The 16,184-nt window shown below is 66.2% G+C and carries 11 protein-coding genes; 3 read left to right on the top strand and 8 right to left on the bottom strand.

Translation table 11 applies throughout. The features are described from left to right. Positions 1 to 3,471, bottom strand: a complete 3,471-nt coding sequence (locus tag RUGAMON1_RS21395) for a DUF748 domain-containing protein (RefSeq protein WP_445232429.1) — start codon at positions 3,469 to 3,471, stop codon at positions 1 to 3. A 69-nt stretch (positions 3,472 to 3,540) separates the two neighbouring features. Further along, positions 3,541 to 4,020 carry a hypothetical protein gene (locus tag RUGAMON1_RS21390; RefSeq protein ID WP_445232428.1) on the bottom strand — a complete coding sequence of 160 codons (480 nt, stop codon included), beginning with the start codon at positions 4,018 to 4,020 and terminating at the stop codon, positions 3,541 to 3,543. Positions 4,021 to 4,100: 80 nt separating this feature from the next. Between RUGAMON1_RS21390 and RUGAMON1_RS21385 the strand changes: the two genes are divergently transcribed. Then, a complete protein-coding gene (locus tag RUGAMON1_RS21385; RefSeq protein ID WP_445232427.1) occupies positions 4,101 to 4,445 on the top strand; it encodes a FlxA-like family protein in 345 nt (114 codons plus the stop codon). Positions 4,446 to 4,447: 2 nt separating this feature from the next. Here the strand turns inward: RUGAMON1_RS21385 and secD are convergent, their stop codons facing one another. The 4 genes from secD to RUGAMON1_RS21365 all read right to left on the bottom strand — a co-directional run bounded on the left by secD (position 4,448) and on the right by RUGAMON1_RS21365 (position 11,747). Further along, the gene (gene secD / locus RUGAMON1_RS21380) at positions 4,448 to 6,301 is read right to left on the bottom strand and encodes a protein translocase subunit SecD (protein WP_445232426.1); all 1,854 of its coding nucleotides are present in this window, start codon (positions 6,299 to 6,301) and stop codon (positions 4,448 to 4,450) included. 67 nt (positions 6,302 to 6,368) lie between these two features. After that, the gene (locus tag RUGAMON1_RS21375; RefSeq protein ID WP_445232425.1) at positions 6,369 to 7,208 is read right to left on the bottom strand and encodes a hypothetical protein; all 840 of its coding nucleotides are present in this window, start codon (positions 7,206 to 7,208) and stop codon (positions 6,369 to 6,371) included. A 48-nt stretch (positions 7,209 to 7,256) separates the two neighbouring features. Continuing rightward, positions 7,257 to 9,944 carry a TonB-dependent receptor plug domain-containing protein gene (locus RUGAMON1_RS21370; RefSeq protein ID WP_445232424.1) on the bottom strand — a complete coding sequence of 896 codons (2,688 nt, stop codon included), beginning with the start codon at positions 9,942 to 9,944 and terminating at the stop codon, positions 7,257 to 7,259. Between the two features lie 168 nt (positions 9,945 to 10,112). Further along, positions 10,113 to 11,747 (bottom strand): methyl-accepting chemotaxis protein, encoded by a 1,635-nt coding sequence (locus RUGAMON1_RS21365; protein ID WP_445232423.1) that lies wholly within the window; start codon positions 11,745 to 11,747, stop codon positions 10,113 to 10,115. Between the two features lie 419 nt (positions 11,748 to 12,166). Here RUGAMON1_RS21365 and RUGAMON1_RS21360 point away from each other — a divergent pair, with 419 nt between their 5' ends. Both RUGAMON1_RS21360 and RUGAMON1_RS21355 read left to right on the top strand, forming a co-directional pair. Next, positions 12,167 to 13,015, top strand: coding sequence for a TauD/TfdA family dioxygenase (locus RUGAMON1_RS21360; protein ID WP_445232422.1), 849 nt, complete (start codon positions 12,167 to 12,169; stop codon positions 13,013 to 13,015). 62 nt (positions 13,016 to 13,077) lie between these two features. Then, positions 13,078 to 14,385, top strand: a complete 1,308-nt coding sequence (locus tag RUGAMON1_RS21355; RefSeq protein ID WP_445232479.1) for an MFS transporter — start codon at positions 13,078 to 13,080, stop codon at positions 14,383 to 14,385. Here RUGAMON1_RS21355 and RUGAMON1_RS21350 read toward each other — a convergent pair. Together RUGAMON1_RS21350 and RUGAMON1_RS21345 are read right to left on the bottom strand one after the other, a co-directional pair. Further along, positions 14,382 to 15,281, bottom strand: a complete 900-nt coding sequence (locus RUGAMON1_RS21350; RefSeq protein WP_445232421.1) for a helix-turn-helix domain-containing protein — start codon at positions 15,279 to 15,281, stop codon at positions 14,382 to 14,384. The genes RUGAMON1_RS21355 and RUGAMON1_RS21350 overlap by 4 nt on opposite strands. 63 nt (positions 15,282 to 15,344) lie before the next feature. After that, the gene (locus tag RUGAMON1_RS21345; RefSeq protein ID WP_445232420.1) at positions 15,345 to 16,124 is read right to left on the bottom strand and encodes an alpha/beta hydrolase; all 780 of its coding nucleotides are present in this window, start codon (positions 16,122 to 16,124) and stop codon (positions 15,345 to 15,347) included. Between the last annotated feature and the right edge of the window lie 60 nt (positions 16,125 to 16,184).

Below are 16,184 nucleotides of genomic sequence, written 5' to 3'. Positions count from 1 at the left end.
TTATTTGGCCGACAGGCCGAGTTTCAATGCGATCGGCTTGCCGGCGCTGGCGTCCACCGGCTCCGGCGCGGTGGTGTGCGCGGCGGCGGCATCGACACCCTCGCCCTTCAAGGCCGCCAGGATCGCGGCGGATCGCTTGGCGCCCAGTTGCGGCAAGGCGTCCGCCGGCAACGGCTGCTTCTGCTCCAGGCGTTCTTGCAGCTTGGCGTAGAAGGCCGTGGCGTCCGCCACTTGCGGTTCGCCCTGCACCAGCTTGCCCAGGCGTTGCAGCACGGGCAGTTTCTTTTGCGCAGAGTCGGCTGCGGCGGCATCGGAACCAGCGGCGCCGACGGCAGGACCGGCGGCCGCTTCGGCGGCCTTCTTCTGCTTGTCCAGCTCGGCCGCGCCGAAACGCTCGGCGTACAGGTCGCGCATGGCCCCGCGCACTTTGCGTTGCCCCATGTCGAGCGGGCCGGGCTGCTCGCCGGCCGCCAGCTTGATGTCGGCGCGCGCCAGCACCACGCGGCGCAGGGCTTGCGCGCGCAAGGCCGCGCCGTCCACCGGCTCGCTGTACTGGCCCGGCACCGACAGTTTCAGCTGTGCCTTCTTCGCCAGGATCTGCGCCACCTGCTTGAGTTTCTCGCGCTCCGGCGGCAGCACCGTGTCGCTGCCCGCGTCGAAGTCGATGGACTCCAGCTTGTCGCCGCTGACGCCGAACAGATTGCCCAGCGCGCGGAACGGCGAGGTCACGATCTTGGTCATGATGTTGCCGATCGCCTTCCACACCACCGAGCCGTAGCTGAACTGCGGATCGTTCATATTGCCGGAAACCGGCACGCCGAGATCGATGCGGCCGTCGCTGTCCTTCAGGATGGCCAACGCCAGCTCCAGCGGCAGCTTGAGCGCGTCCGGACTGTCGATGCGTTCGCCCAGCGTCAGGTTGTCGAGCACGATGTGGTTGTTGCCTTCCAGCTGGCCCTTGGCGACCTTGTATTCCAGGTCCAGCGAGATCTTGCCTTGGGCGATTTTGTAGCCGGCGAACTTCATGCTGTACGGCGAGGCCGACACCATGTCGACGTTCTTGAACACGACGTTGATGTCGGTGTTGTCGGCCGGGACGAAGGGATTGAGCTTGCCACGGATGCGCGCCAGGCCGAAGTCGTCGACACGGCCGTCCAGCTCGATCTGGCTGCTGGCGTCGCGCCTGGATGACAGGCCGGTGATCACGCCGCCCAGCTCATAAATCCTGGCGCCGAACTGCGGCCGCAAGCTCAGGTCGGTGAAGGCCAGCTTGGCGTTCTCGAAGCGCACGCGGCGTACCTTGACCGGGAACGGCTCGGCGGTGGTCGCAGGCGCGGCGGCCGCCTTGGCGCCAGCGTCCGGGGCCGGCTGCGTCACCAGCAGGCGCTGGGCGTTGAAGCTGCGGTCGTTTTCGATGATGAGCGTGGCGTCCGGCTCGATGACGCGCAGCTCGGCGATATCCAGCACGTCCGGCGACAGGCCGAAGGCCAGCTTGTCAGCGCGTACCGATTTCCAGTGAGCGAAGCGGTCGTTGTCTTCTTCGTCGAGCGCGAGTTCGGCCACTTCCAGCGAACCGTCGTAGCGCAGGCCGGGATCGGCCTTGCCGCCGGCGCCGGTGTGCAGGCGGCCCTGGCCGGAGATGCTGCCGGCCGCGATCTTCAGCTTGACGTACTTGGACAGCAAGGGCTGCACCGGCGCGATCGCCAGCTTGGTCAGCTTGAGATCGGTATCGACGGCGCCGGTGGACGGCACCACCTTGCCCTTGGCGGTCAGCAGGCCACCTTCGCGCAGGCCGACCGCGCCGTCGAAGGCCAGCGGCTTCTTCAGGTCGGTGCTGGCATCGGTCAGCTTGAGGTTGAAGTCTTGCAGATTGGCTTTGATGCCGCTGCTCGCATCATCATAACGCGCGCCGAATTTGTTGAACTCGACGGTCTTGATGCTGGCCGTCCAAGGCGCCGAGGCCGCTGCGTCTTTCGCCGGCGGCTGCGCGCCACCGCCCGATTTCGGGAAGGCGTTCAGGAACAGGAACTTGCCCTTGCCGTCGCGCGACAGGTCCAGTTGGCCGCCGTCGAAGTACAGGCGGCCCAGGCTGGCGCGTTGCGCGGCCAGGTCGATCTCGCCGCCGTCGAAGCCCAATTGCGCCAGCTTGAGCGGCGTCATCGCGCCGCTGTTCAGCACCAGATTGTCCACCGAGAAGGCGGCGTCGGCGATGTTCAGCTTGAGGCCGTCGGCGGCGGGTTCGGCTTGCAGTTGCAGGTGCAGCTTGAGTTTGTCCGCATTGAATTTCAGCGCGGGGCTGACGGTCTCGTCCACCGCCGCCACGGCGATGTCGTCCAATGCGAGCTGCTTGAGCTGGATTTTCCAGTTGGCCGCCGGCGCAGGCTTGGCCGCCGCGACAGCCGCTGGCTTGCCCTTCGCAGCCGGCACGGACGCTGGCGCCGTGGCCGGCGTCGCCGCTTGCGCAGGCGCGGCAGGAACCATCAGCCCCGCCACATCCAGCTCGCCCTTGGCATCGCGGCGCACCGCCAGCGCACCGCCGTTGACATGCAAGCCGCCCACCGTCACGGTGCGTTTGAGCAGATCCACGCCGACATCGCTGACATCGAACAGCTTCAACTTGACGAAGGCCTCGGCCGCGCCATCGCGCTTGACCACCAGGTCGTTCAGCGCCAGGCCGGCCCCGGCCACGTTGGCATCCAGCCGCCCGTCCTTGTAAGCGAATTTATAAGGCAGCTTGGCCGACAAACGGCCCTCCACCACCGTCACCCGCGCGAACGACTTCAAATACGTCGACACGCCCGGCAAGGCCACATTCTCCAGCGTCAGCACGCCGCTGCCGGCGATCGGATTGAGCGCGTTCGTGCCCTTCCAGCGCAGCTTGCCGCCCAGGCCGGCGTCGGCGCTCAGCGCGTAATCGCCGTTCTCGTCCGGTAGCGTGCTCAGGTTGTTGAGCGTGAAGGCGATCGGCGCATAGGTATCGCTGTAGCCGGCGTGACGGTCATGCATGTCGACCTTGCCCTGCTCCAGCGCGAAATGCTCGACGACCAGGCGCGGCATGCCGCTGTCGCTGTCATCGTGCTTGCGTTTGTTGAGTGTCGCCACGAATTCGGCGATGTTGAACTTGCCGTCCGGCGCGATGGCCAGCTGCACCGTCGGCGCCACGATACGGATATCGGCGAAACTCCAGGCGCGGCGCAGCAGCGAGCGCCACTGCATTTCCACCTCCAGCGCGCCGACGCCGAACAAGGGCGCGCCGCTGGCCTCGGTCAGCTGGAACTGCTGCACCGCCAGCCGCAGCGTGAAGGGATTGAAACTGACTTCGCCGATGCTAGCCTTGCGTTCCAGCTCGGTCTCGACAAACTTTGGAAGCTGGCTCTTGATCACTTGCGGCAACAGCCAGCCGCCCGCCAACGCATACACACCCACCGCGCCAGCCACGCCCACGCCCCACCGCTTCCAACGTTTGTTCAATGCCTGCAAACTATTCCCCTGAAAATTTCTCTCACAGGCAACAGTATAGCAAGCATGGCAATACAGGACTTACTTGAAGACCGAGCAGTATTGCGTATTGCTTTCGATATTTTGTCCCGGTTGGCCGTCGGCCGAGATCACCTTCAGCCAGCCGTCCGGCTTGGCGGGCGTCGGCTTCTTGCCGCAGTTGGTGTGCACCCAGTGAATGCCGACGCCGCCGTCGGTGTACAACTGGCCGCAGGCTTCCACCCGGTCGTTCACCTTGATGGCGTTCAGCGAAGTCGGCACGGTACGCTGGTTGGGCTCGAAGCCGCTGGCGAACACATTGTCGATCGCCACGTCGTAGACCTTGCCGTCCTGGTCGGACTTCATCTTCAGATGGGTGTGCGACAGCTCCACGCCCTTGCGGAACTGGCCGTGCGAAAACTTCGGCCCCTTCACCACGACACCGCTGCGGTAGCTGCCGGCGGACGCCGAGCACGTTGAGGCCTCATCCGCGTAGGCGGAAAACGCCACCAGCAATGCACAGCCAAGCAATAGTTGTTTCATGCGAGCTCCTTGTGAGATGTTCAGTCCGAGCATTATCCATCAAGGCTAAGGTTTTCCGTTAGCTTGCCGATAATTTATATATGAACACCTCAACCGTCTCCCCCGTCCAACCAGCCACCGCCGCCACCGAGACGACGACCGTGCGCTCGGCCATCATCAAGCAGATCCGCGTGCTGCAAAAGCAGGAGGCCAAGCTGGGCGAGGAACTGGCCAAGCTGGCGGGCGACACCAGCACGGACTCGATACAGCAAAGGATAGCGCTGATGCAGCAGATCCAGTCGCTCGAAGACCAGATCAAGGCGCTGGAAACCGCCCTGCTGCAAAAGGACGCGGACCGTCAGATCACCGTCGCCAAGACCGACGAGTCCCCGCCCCCCGCGCCTGCCGGCGACAAGGTCGGCACCATCATCGACACGGTGGCCTGAACTTACTTGCCGCGCCAGACCGTGCCGATCGCCAGCGACGACAGTTTCTTGCGCCGCCCGTACCACAAGTTGACCACGCCGCGCGACACGAACACCGCCGAGAACATCGACGTCAATATCCCCAGGCAGTGCACCACCGCGAAACCGCGTATCGCCCCGGAACCGAACACCCACAGCGCCACGCCGACGATCAGGGTGGTAACGTTGGAGTCGAGGATGGTGGCCCAGGCGCGGTCGAAGCCGGTGGCGATCGCCTGCTGCGGCGTTGCGCCGCCGCGCAACTCTTCGCGGATGCGCTCGTTGATCAGCACGTTGGCGTCGATCGCCATGCCCAGCGCCAGCGCGATCGCGGCAATGCCGGGCAGGGTCAGCGTCGCCTGCATCCGCGACAGCAAAGCCAGCAACAGCAACAGGTTGCAGGCCAGCGCCAGCACGCTGAACAAACCGAACAGCATGTAGTAGCCGATCATGAACACGGCAATCGCGGCAAAGCCGTACATGGTCGAATGCAAACCCTTGGCGACGTTCTCCGCGCCCAGTTGCGGACCGATGGTGCGCTCCTCGACGATCTCCATCGGCGCCGACAACGCGCCCGAACGCAGCATCAGCGCCAGGTCGGCCGCATCCTGCGCGGTGCCGACGCCGGTGGTGCGGAAGTGGGCGCTCAACTCGCTGGTCAGCGTGGCCACCGAAATCACTTCCGGCTTGCCGGCCTTCTCGATCAGCACGATGCCCATGTGCTTGCCGACGCGGTCGCTGGTGGCGGCCAACATCTTGCGCCCGCCCGCCGTGTTGAGGTCGATGAACACGGCCGGCTGCTGGTTCTCGTCCAGGCCGGCGGTGGCGCTGGTGATGTAGTCGCCGGTCAGCACCACGTCCTTGTACAGCACGGTAGGCGCGCCCCGCCCCACCGTGTACAGCTGCGAGTTCAGCGGGATCGCCGCGCCCATTTCGGTGCCGCGCGTGATGCTCTCGTCGACCATGCGTACTTCCAGCGTGGCCGTGCGGCCGATGACGGCGCGCGCCCGCGCCACATCCTGCTCGCCGGGCAGCTGCACCACGATGCGGTCCGGCCCCTGCTGCTGGATGATGGGCTCGGCCACGCCCAGCTCGTTCACGCGCTTGGACAAGGTGGCGATATTCTGCGTCACGCCATCGTTGATGGTCTGCTTCAATGCGTCAGGCTTCAGCGTGACGACGATCTTCAGCTGCGCGCCATCGCTCGCCTCGGCCAGCAGCAGCTCGGCGCCCTGGCCGGCGATCAGGTCTTTCGCCTTCTGCCGCGTGGCCTCGTCGCGGAAGCTGATTTCCAGGGTATTGCCGACGCGCGCCATGCCGCCATGGAACACGGCCTTGTCGCGCAGCACGCTGCGCACCGACGCCTGCACGCCTTGCAGCTTCTTGTCCAGCACGGCCTTGGTGTCGACCTGCATCAGGAAATGGACGCCGCCGCGCAGGTCCAGCCCCAGGTACATCGGCAGCGCATGCAGGCTCTGCAGCCACTTCGGCGTATCGGCTTGCAGGTTCAGCGCGACCAGGTATTGCGGATCGGCGGTGTCGGCGTTCAGGCTTTTCTCCAGCACCGACTTGGCGCGGAACTGGGTATCGGGATCGGCGAAGCGCGCGCGCACGGCGGCGTGGTCGCTGTCGTAGGCGATGCCGGTGCTCGGCACCTGCGCCAGCTTGAGCGCGCTCTCGACCTTGCCCACCAGCTCGGCGCCCACGCGCACGCTGGTCTTGCCGCTGCTGATATGCAGCGCCGGCGACTGGCCGAAATAATTGGGCGCGGTGTACAGCGCGCCCAACAACACCGTGATCACAATCACGATGTACTTCCACAACGGGTAGCGTTTCATCTTAAGCACTTTTTAAGAAATGACCGACCTAAGCTGCGGCTGCTTGAACCTATTACAAGCCCAACAATTAATTATTTCTCATCTCCGCCGGCCGGCTGTATTTGCGGAACTGTTCGCGCATATGGCGCAGCTTGGCGGCCACGCTGGCGTCCTGCATCGCATACAGGTCCAGCCGCGCGGCGTAATCTGGCGTCATCATCCAGCCAAAGGTTTCGGCCTTGTCCTCTTCCTGGCCGTAGCTCGAATACAGGCTGACCACGCCGGGCTTGGCGTGGCCGACGTCCTGCAGGTTCTTGCCGTAAAACGTGGCGCCGCCCTTGCCGTAGGTGAGCCCGGCCGGATTGAGCGCCAGCCACGCCGGATCGGCATGGTAGTAGTCGTCGTGCTCGCGGTAGTCGATGAAGTGGTAGAACTCGTGATGCACGCGCATCTCCATGCCGGCCGGGCACAGCTTGGCGCTGTTGTCGGCATAGGCCACGCTGTCGACCTCGGCCATCGGCATCGCCAGCCGGCGCTGGCCGGCCACCGCCAGCTCCTTCACCAGCACGATGTTGTGCAGGCGGACGTTGGCGAAGAACGAAGCCGGATAACGCTCCATCCCCGGCAACACCACGCTCAGCAGGCGATGCAGGCGCTGGCGGTCCGGCTCGCTGTCGGTGAAGGCTTCGGCGCTGGCGCCTTCGCTGTTCAATTCCCACTGGGCGTTCAGGTTCAGCGCGGCCAGGCGGCGCGTGGCCGTTTCGCGCAGCTGCGCCAGCGTGGCGTCGGCCGGCGCCACGCTTGGGTATTGCAGGTCCCAATGGCATTCGATGCGCAGCGCATCGTTGTTGTGATCGATGGGCGCGAGGGTGCTGCAGGCGGACAGCAGCAGCGCGCTCAGCGCAATAAGAATTCGGTGACAGGACATGAGGAGACTCTGGAAACGGCGCCGGCACAGGGCCGGCGCCTGGGTTGATTACTTGAACTTGTAGCTGGCGGTCAGCTGCACGAAGCGGCCCAGCTGGCTATGGTAGGACGGGCTGTAGCCTTGCAGGTAGGCGATCTGGCTGGCGTCCATCGGCGCTTCCTTGTTGGCCAGGTTCTGCACCGACATCGACAGCTCCAGGTTGCGGAAACCCTTGTAGCTGACATAGGCGCTGGCCGTCAGCCACGAGTGCACGTTGCACAACTGCGGCGTGGCCGCTTCAAACGAGCAGACCGTATCCGGCGAACTCTTCAGCAGATAGCCGCCCACGTAGTTCCAGTTGATGCTGGCGTCCCACGGGCCGCGGTCCCAGGCCACGCCGGCACGGCCGCGGTTTTTCGGCAGTCCGTAGTAGCCGACGTAGTCGACCGCATCGTTGCCCGGCACGTCGGTGCTCAGGTAGCTGTTCATGCGGTTGTAGCTGGCCGTCAGCGAGACGCGGCCCCACTGGCCGACGCTGAAGCTGCCGCGCGCATCGACGTCGACGCCGCGCGTCTGCGTGGACGACAGGTTGGCCGTGATCAGGCTCAGGTGATCGAGCTTGCCGCTGACCGCGTTGCGCACGATGCGGTCGGCAAACTGCGCCTCATGCTCCAGCAGGTAGGTGGAGCTGATGGTGGACAGCTCGTCGCGGCGCTTGATGTGGTACGCATCCACCGACAACGACCAGCCCGGCACAGGCTCGGCCACGAAGCCTATCGTCACGCTCTTGGATTTCTCCGCCTGGATGTCGGGATTGGCGCCGGTGGTGAAGGCCACGTAGCGTTCGCAGTCATCGTTGGTGGTGCTGAACACCGGGCAGCGCTTGGGATCGAGCACCTTGGTGTAGCCGTTGGTGTTCCCCGCATGCAGCTCCGGCAGCGACGGCGCGCGGAAGCCCTCGGCGTAGGTGGTGCGGAAGGCCAGCTGCGGCAAGGCGCTCCATTTGGCGCCGACCTTGGGCGTGAAGGCCGAGCCGAAGTCGCTGTAGCGGTCGGAACGCGCGGCCAGGCTCAGCTCCACCGTCTTGAGCACCGGCGCCGACAGCTCGCCGTAGGCGGCGGCCACGCTGCGCGAGCCGCTGGCGCCGGTCATGCCGATCAGCTGGATGGAACCGTCGGTGAACAGCGGGTCCGGCGCGGCGTCGAATTTTTCGCGGCGGTACTCGGCGCCGACGGCGATAGCCAGCTGGCCGCCCGGCAGCGCGAACAGCTCGCGGTTGCCGTGCACGTCGACGCTGCTGGTGCTGGTGTCGGCGTGGTTGTCCAGTTGCGGATACAGGCGCGCCATCAGCGCCGGATCGTTGCCGCCCGGGTTGCGCAGCAGGAAGCTGTTGCGCACCAGGCCGTCCGCGTCGAGCACGTCGTTGATCAGCACCTTGTCCTGGATATAGCCGCGGTAGCGGGTGTCGGTCAGCGAGCGCGAGAACATCGCCGCCGCTTCCAGGTCCCACTTGCCCAGCGTGCCGCGTGCGCCCAGGGTGGCGCGCATATTGCGGCTCTCGCTGCTGATGGTGGTCGGCACGTCGTTGAAGACGTAGCGCACGCCCACCGTCTGGCCCCACTTGTTCTGCGGATGGCCGGCCGGCAGCAGCAGGTAGCTGATGGTGGTGCCCGGCGCGTTGCCGTACAGGCCGTGCTTGTCGAGCAGGTCGTTGGTGTAGGCGCCGTAGGAATTGGTGGCGTAGCTGTACATGCTGGACGCCTGGCGGCTGCGGCTGAGCGCGGCGTCGCCGAACATTTCCCAGCCCTGGCCCAGGTCGTAGGTCAGCGCGCTGTAGACGTTGTCGCGCTGGCTCTTCGATTGCAGCGTGACGGCGGTGGTGTTGTCGTTGATGCAGCGCCCGTTCAGCGGCGAGCTGGCGTCCACCAGCGCCGGGCAGTCGCCCAGGATGCCGAGGAAGGCGCCGCCGTTGGTGCCGGACGCGGTGTAGACGTTGCTGGAGAACGAGGAGCGGCGGTCGGCCAGGCCGAAGCGGCGGAAGTCGGCGTCCTTGGTGCGCGGACGGGCGTTGACCAGCACCGGGCTGGTGTCGCGATGGGACAGGCTGAGCAGCCAGTTGTAGCCGTCCTGCGCCAGGTTGCCCTTGCCGTAGGTCAGGCCGATGTCGCCGGTGTTGCCATCGTGGTAGGCCGAGGTGCCGCCGGAAACCTTGAGCGCCAGGCCCTCGTAGTTCTTGCGCAGGATGATGTTGATGACGCCGCCGATGGCGTCGGCGCCATAGATCGCCGAGGCGCCGTCCAGCAGCACCTCGATGCGCTCGACGGCCTCGACCGGGATCGAATTGGTGTCGACAAACGAGGCCGAGCCGAAGCCGAACGGCGCCACGCGGCGGCCGTTGATCAGGGTCAGCGTGGCGCCCGCGCCCAGGCCGCGCAGCGAGATGCCGGCCGAGCCGAAGGCCTGGCCCGGCGTGCCCTCGGCGGTGTAGCCGCCGGTATTGCCGGCCGGCAGATCGCGCAGCACGTCGGTGACGGTGGCCGCGCCGGAGCGGGCGATCTGCTCGGCCGTGATAACCTGCACCGCGGACGCGGTTTCGGCGTCGACACGCTTGATGCGCGAACCGGTGATTTCCACGCGCGGCGGCGCGGCGGTGCTGGCGGTGCTCGCTTCGGCGCTGGTCTGCGCGGCGGCGGTCAGGGGAACCGCGCCGGCGCACAACAGCGCGACGGCACGAACGATAGGGCGAATAGGCGACATGTGACACTCCGTGGTATGACAGTTTGATGAAATACTGCAACTGTCACGGAGTGTGTTTTGTCGCCGCGCTCAGGTCACGGACAGGACTGCTGTTTTGGTACTTTTCTGCTGGCATTCCCATGCCGCAGCGCAAACTGTGGGGCGCTGACCACGGCAGCGCCCGCGCTGCTAACGCACCGCGCTGCTCAGCGCCGGCCACTTCGGCGCGCGCGCCGAACGCGCCGCCGCCGGGCCGCCGCGCGCCCCGTCCTTGAGCCGGAACACGCTCACCAGCTGCGACAGCGTGGCGGCCTGGTCCTGCAAGCCCTGCGAGGCCGACGCCGCCTGCTGCACCAGCTCGGCATTCTGCTGGGTCACCGTGTCCATCTGCGAAATGGCCTGGTTGACCTGTTCGATGCCGGCAGTCTGTTCGCGGCTGGCGTGGGTGATTTCCGCCATCACGCCGGCCATGCTCTGCACGCTTTCCAGCACCTCGTTCATGGTCGCGCCGGCCTGGGCCACCAGCTTGCTGCCGATGTCCACCTGGCCGACCGATTCGCCGATCAAGTCCTTGATCTCCTTGGCCGACGCGGCCGAGCGCTGGGCCAGGTTGCGCACTTCGGTCGCCACCACCGCGAAACCACGGCCCTGCTCGCCCGCGCGGGCCGCCTCGACCGCCGCGTTCAAGGCCAGGATATTGGTCTGGAACGCGATGCCGTCAATGACGGCGATGATGTCGGCGATCTTGCGCGACGACGTATTGATCGCGCCCATCGTATCGACCACCTGCGCCACCACCGCGCTGCCCTTCTGCGCCACGCTGGCGGCCACGGTGGCCAGCTGGTTGGCCTGGGCCGAGTTGTCGGCGTTGTGGCGCACGGTCGAGGTCAGCTCTTCCATCGAGGCGGCGGTTTCCTCCAGCGAACTGGCTTGCTGCTCGGTGCGCGAGGACAGGTCCAGGTTGCCGGCGGCGATCTGGCCGGAGGCGCTGGCGATCACGCCGGTGGCGCCGCGCACCTCGCCGACGATCTTCTCCAGGTTGTCGCGCATGGTGCGCATGCCGAACAGCAGGCTGCTGGTGTCGCCGGCGCGGGTCTCGACCGTCACGCCCAGGTCGCCGGCGGCGATCTGGCGCACGATGTCGGTCGCATAGTCGGGCTCGCCGCCCAGGCTGCGCGTCAGCCAGCGCGTGATCAGCAGCGCGCCGGTGGCGCCGAACACCACGCTGACGGCCATCAGCGCCAGGATCCACAGCCGCGACGAGGCGTAGCGCTGGTCGCCCTCGATCGCCTCCTGCTTGCCGCCCTCGGTGTAGAACTCGACCAGCTGGTCGACCTGGCCGCGCAGAGCCACGATCAGCTTGTTCGATTCGCCGCGGATCAGCGCCTTGGCCTGGTCGTCGTCCTTGGCGCGGGCGGCGGCGCGGATCTTGCCATCCTCCTGCATGTAGCGCGCCCACATGTCGACGAACTTGCCGTACATGGCCTGTTCCTCGGCGCTGCTGGCCAGCGCCACATAGTCGTCCTGCATTTTCTTCAGGTCGACCAGGTCCTTGGCGATCACCTGGTCGTACTTGTCCATGTCCGCCGGGCTGGTGGAAATGATGTATTGCAGCTCACGGGTGCGGATGCGGGCGATCTGCGACTTGATGTCTTCGATCACCCGGATGCTGGGCATCCAGCGTGCCGAAAACCGCTTGGACGTATTATTAACCTGGGATAGCTCCCAAATGGAAAATACCCCCACCAGCACGGTCAAAGCCAATACCAGGGAGAATGCCAGCCCCAGTTTTTGCGCCAAACGTAGCGAATTAAACCATTTCATTATGCTAGTCCTTAAACGTTTAATTTGATAGTAACTTCGGCAAATCGGCGTGGGTCAGATTCAAATCATAGCGCATCCGGCGCCCAGCAGGCGGCAGGGTTTATCGCATTGTTGATGATTCGCAACACCTTGTTTTCTAAGCATTTTCATAATGACAAAGGCGGAAATTATAGTTTCCAGCGCCCATTAAAACAACAGATGAAGCCGCCGCAGGGCATTAAAATACGCCACGCACTCCGCCGCCCACCAGGTATTATATAAAAGGAAGTATTATGCCCACGTCATTAAATAAAAGTGAGAATGTCACCATTTCTCCCGCTGATATATCGTGGGGAAGTGATTTAAATACCATATATGAAATACTACGCCAGCGGTTTAATGATTTTAATGAAAACGGATTTTATGCCCATCCGGAAGAAGTGGCCCTGCGCGCCGAGCTCGGCGAGGTCGGCGCGCTGCGCCGGCTGACGCGCCAGCTGCGCGGCCTGGGCACCAACGGCGTGGCGCTGACCGGTCTCGGCCTGCACGGCCTGAGCGAGGAGCGCCGCAACGCCGCGCTGTACGCGATCACGCTGATGCTGGGCTACCCCACCTCCACCGACCAGCGCACCGGCCGCGTGGCCTGGGACGTCAAATCGCGGCCCCAGACGCACAGCGACGCCCGCTTCACCACCTTTTCCGAGCGCGTCGGCAGCGCCGACATGCACACCGATTCCTCGTTCTATCCGATGCCGGAAGAGCAGTTCATCCTGTACGTGGTGCAGGCGGCCGACTGCGAGGGCGGCCACTCGCTGCTGATCGACGGCGAGGACATTTACCAGACCTTGCAGCAGACTGCGGCCGGCCGTACCGCCTACGAGCTGCTGTGCAACACGCCGGTGCCGTTCCGCGTGCCGGCCGTGTACGCCGCCGGCGAGACTTCCATCGAGCACCACGTGGCGCCGGTGTTCGGTCCGCCGGGCCGCGACGGCGACCGCTTCACGCTGCGTTGGCGCTATGACGCGATCCAGAAAGGCCTGGCCGTGCGGCCCGACCTGAGCACGCCGGCGCTGGTGGAGGCGCTGGCGCTGATGAACGAGGTGGCCGAGCACAGCGCGCCGCGCTTCAAGCAGCAGCTGTCCACCGACACCCTGCTGTGGGCCGACAACCACCGTATGCTGCACGGCCGCACCACCTACGTGGACGAACGCCGCCACCTGATCCGCATCCGCATGTCCGACGTGCCGAATGCCGAGCGCATCGGCCCGTCCGGCGTGGTGCGCGATTGAGCGCGGTGGGCGGCTACGCCGTGGCCGACGCCGGCCTGCCGCCGGCCGAACGGCTGTGGGCCATGCTGTCGCTGATGACCGGCGTGGCGCTGGCCTCGCTGGACACGGCGATCGCCAACACCGCCCTGCCGGCCATGGCGCAGCAGCTGCAGGCGACGCCGGCGGCGTCGGTGTGGATCGTCAACGCCTACCAGCTGGCGATGGTGGCGACCTTGCTGCCGTTCGCCGCGCTGGGCGAGATCGCCGGCTACCGCCGCGTCGCGCTTGGCGGGCTGGTGGTGTTCACGGCGGCCTCGCTGGCGTGCGCGCTGGCGTGGTCGCTGCCGTCGCTGGTGGCGGCGCGGCTGCTGCAAGGGCTGGGCGCCAGCGCCATGATGGCGGTCAGCACCGCGCTGATCCGCGCCATCTACCCGCCCCAGCGCCAGGGCCAGGGCTTCGGCACCAACGCGCTGGTGGTGGCGGTGGCGTTCGCGGTGGGGCCGACCGTGGCCTCGCTGATCCTGTCGCTGTCGTCGTGGCCATGGCTGTTCGCGATCAACGTGCCGCTGGGGCTGCTGGCGCTAAGCGCCGCTTACCAGGCACTGCCGCAAACGCCGCGCGCTACGCACCAGGTCGACCTGCCGGCGGCGCTGTACAACGTCGGCGCCTTCGGCCTGTTGATCCTGGCGCTGGGCGACGCCGCCCATGGCACGGCGCCGCAGCGGCTGCCGGCCGAGATCGCCGGTGCGGCGGTCTGCTGGGTGCTGCTGCTGCGCCGCCAGCGCGGCCATGCGGCGCCGCTGCTGCCGGTGGATTTGTTCCGTAATCCGATGTTCGCGCTGTCGGCGCTGACGGCCTTCTGTACTTTCGCGGTGCAGGGATTGGCCTTCGTGTCGCTGCCGTTTTTCTTCGAGCACACGCTGGGCCGCTCGCCGATCGACACCGGTTTCCTGATGACGCCGTGGCCGGCGCTGGTGGCCGTGATGGGGCCGGTGGCCGGCCGGCTGAGCGACCGCTACAACGCCGGCACGCTGGGCGGCATCGGCCTGCTGCTGCTGTGCGCCGGCGTGCTGCTGTTGAGCGGGATGGCGGCCGACGCCTCGGTGTTCGACATCGGCTGGCGCATGGCGCTGTGCGGCGTCGGCTTTGGTTTTTTCCAGGCGCCGAACATGAAGGCCATCATGGGCAGCGCGCCGCACGCGCGCTCCGGCAGCGCCAGCGGCATCGTCGCCACCGCCCGCCTCAGCGGCCAGGCCACCGGCGCGGCGCTGGTGGCGTATTGCTTCACGCTGTCGGACACGCGCGGCACCGTGTACGCGCTGGTGGTGGCGGGCGGCTTCGCCGCGCTGGGGGCGGCGGTGAGTTTCTCGCGCCGGCTGCTGAGAAATTAACTTCCGCGCTGTTGGCGGAAGCGAGCCGGCGGCGTGCCGAAATGGCGGCTGAAGGTCCGCGACAGATGGCTGGCGTCGTGGAAACCGCAGGCTTCGGCGATGTCGGCCATCGCCCGGCCGCCGGCCAGCAGCATGGTGCGCGCCTGCTCCAGCCGCATCTTCATCAGGTAGCGGTGCGGCGGCAGGCCCAGCGCCAGGTGGAACTCGCGCGAAAAATGCGCCTCGCTCATGCCGCACAACGCCGCCAGGTCGCGGTTGCTGACACCGGTGGCCAGGTTGCCGCCCATGTGGGTCAGCACGCGGCGCAGGCGGCCGCCGCCCAGGGTGCTCGACTGCGGCGCCGTCGCGGGCCGGCTGTAGTGCTCCAGCAGATAGCTCAGCAGCGCCACCATCAGGCCGTCGCAGTACTGCGATTGCAGCGGGCCGGCCATGGCGTCGCCGTTGAGCATGCGGCGCACCAGCTCCATCACGTGGCGGTCCGAGGTGAACTGCTGGGCGCCCAGGCTCAGCGGGGTTTCGCGCTGCGCGTTCAGGTTGTCGATCAACGCGGCCGGCACGAACAGGTTGACGATGTCGCAGCTGCTCAGGCGGCTCCACTGGCTGGAGCCGCTGGGCGGACAGATGCGGAAACGCTCGGCCGCGATCACCCCGCCCCACACCGGCTGGCCGTGCAGCCAGATGCGGGCGTCGACCGGCTCCAGCATGATGGCGATGCGGTAATCGTTGGGATGCGAGCTGATGGTCTGGATCATCGCGTCCGGCTGGTTGCTGCTCCAGCGCACGATCGAAGCCTTGGAACTGGGCAAGGGGCCGATGCAGGTGTGCAGCGGCGTGTGGACGCCGCTGCGCAGGAACCAGTCTTTCAACACTTCGGTATTGTCTATCGCGGTACCCATGGGCTCGTCTCGGCATATGGCGGAGCGTCGATTATCGGGTGCGCCAGTCTTGATGTCAAATCATCAATTGGCAGGATTGTGCATCCAGGCCGACATCCGGTCGACCACTTCTTGCTCCTGGCCAATGTAAGCGTGGTAGTGGTAGCTCTCGCACGGGTCGCCGCTGGGGTTGGCGCCGCCGGTGATCATCAGCAGTTTTTTGAGCGGGGCGTTTTTCAGGCCCTTCATGATCCAGTCCACTTCGTAAGGGCGGCAGATCGCGCAGGCATCGCTGGCGTGGTGCACCACCAGCACCGGCAGTTTCAGCGCGGCCAGGTTTTGCGTCGGCACCGCGCCCTCCTTCTTGAAAGCGGTCACGCTGGAGGTCAGCACCAGGCCGGCGATGCCGGGATCGTCCACGCTGGCGATGGCGACGTAGGCGGCCGACACCGTGCCGCGGCTGGTGCCGACCAGCCACACCGGCGCCGGGCTTTTGCCGCGCACGAAGTCCAGCGCGGCGCGCACGTCGGCCAGGTGCTTGGGGTTGACGCGGTCGCTGTAGTCGAGCGCGGGGGTGTCGCTGGGCAGCCCGAAGATGGCGACGTTGAAGCCGTCGGCCAGGAACAGCGCCACGCTGCGGGCCAGGAAGTTGTGGCTGGTGGGCTTGCCGTCGACCACCTTGCCGTAGCCGCCGTTGCCGCCGGTGAACAGGAACACCGTGGCCTTGGCGCCCTGCTGCGCTTCCCAGTAGACGCTGGTCTCGACGCCGGGCCGGGTGGGAATGCGGAAGGTCTGGCCGTCGGCCCAGGCGGCGGCGCCGTATATGGTGAAGATCAACGCCAGCCACCAACGATATCTGTTCATCGACCGCTCCTCGCATGGAAATCATGAAAATATCACAACTTCATCGGGCGCTTCAAGGTG

The sequence above is a fragment of the Duganella rhizosphaerae genome (assembly GCF_040364205.1).
Lineage (GTDB): Bacteria > Pseudomonadota > Gammaproteobacteria > Burkholderiales > Burkholderiaceae_D > Rugamonas > Rugamonas rhizosphaerae.
Note: the sequence above shows the minus strand (reverse complement) of the source record. Positions and strands in the feature narration are given on the sequence as shown.